This window comes from Streptomyces sp. DvalAA-14, assembly GCF_900091855.1.
In the GTDB taxonomy this organism is placed as follows: Bacteria; Actinomycetota; Actinomycetes; order Streptomycetales; family Streptomycetaceae; genus Actinacidiphila.
Genome location: NZ_FMCH01000060.1, coordinates 1 through 1141, shown reverse-complemented (window position 1 = coordinate 1141; position 1141 = coordinate 1). Strand labels below are relative to the sequence as shown.

Sequence of the window (1141 nt, the reverse complement as noted above, 5' to 3'; positions counted from 1 at the left end):
AGTCCGCGGGCGATCAGCAGCACGGTGGCGCCGGTGGCCAGGCCGCCCGCCACCGATGCCAGGGTGAAAGCGGCCACGCCCCAGACCAGCGCGGTACGGCGGCCGATCAGGTCGCCGATCCGGCTGCCGAGCAGCAGCAGTCCGCCGAAGGCGAGCGTGTAGACGTTGAGCACCCAGGACATGCCGGTGGGCGTGAAGCCGAGGTCGAGGCTGAGTTTGGGCAGCGCCACGTTCACCACGGTGGCGTCGAGCAGCAGCATCAACTGGGTGCCGATAATGGCCGCGAGGGCCAAGAATGGATGCCTGCGGGCAGGGGACGGCAGGCCGGAGGTGTCGGTCGAGGTCAGATCACGCGTGGTGGGGCTGGACATGGGAAATAAGCCTCCAGCGGAAGCGGTAAGCGGAGGTCGCCTCCGCTAACTATACGGAGGGAACCTCCGGTTCTACCATCGGTTCGGGAAACCCGGCGGAGACAGCCACTTCAGGAGGCAGGACGGCATGCGGGCGGACGCGCAGCGCAACTACGACAAACTGCTCGGCGAGGCCCGGCAGGCGTTCATCACGCACGGGACCGAGGTCGCGCTGGAGGACATCGCCCGCCACGCCGGAGTCGGTGTCGGCACCCTCTACCGCCACTTCCCCGACCGGTACGCCCTGATGAACGCCGTGTTCGAGGAGGAGGTGGAGGCGCTCGCCGCCCGGGGCCGCGAACTGCTCACCGAGGACGACGCGGCCGAAGCCCTCATCACCTGGCTGCACGCGGTGGCGGCGCACTCCACGGTCTACCGCGGGCTGGCCGCGGCGATCATGGTGGCCACGGACGCGAAGATGCCGGCCTGCCGGACGAAGATGCCGACCACCGGCGGCTCACTGCTGTGGCGGGCCCAGCAGGCCGGGACGATCAGGACCGATGTGACCATCGGCGACCTGCTGAAGCTGACCTACGCGATCGTGGTGACCGCGGAGAAGAACACCGAGGACCAGGGGCTGTTCGGCCGCCTGCTCGCGGTGATGATCGACGGGATCCGGACCCGGGCGGCCGCGGCTCCGGCGGCCGGGTGCGCGGTCGCCGTGCCGGCCACGCCCGCGGCGGCGGCCGCCCGGTCCGGGCAGCAGGCCTAGCGCCATGGCCCGGTCCGGC

The 1141-nt window shown here is 70.9% G+C and carries 2 protein-coding genes; one reads left to right on the top strand and one right to left on the bottom strand.

Going from position 1 to position 1141, the window contains the following annotated elements:
• Positions 1-371 (bottom strand): MFS transporter (locus GA0115240_RS02740; protein WP_141708697.1); only part of this gene is annotated, 371 nt, incomplete at its 3' end.
• Between the two features lie 127 nt (positions 372-498).
• Between GA0115240_RS02740 and GA0115240_RS02735 the strand changes: the two genes are divergently transcribed.
• Positions 499-1122: a TetR/AcrR family transcriptional regulator gene (locus GA0115240_RS02735; RefSeq protein WP_093735039.1), complete on the top strand. Its 624-nt coding sequence runs from the start codon at positions 499-501 to the stop codon at positions 1120-1122.
• Positions 1123-1141 lie beyond the last annotated feature (19 nt).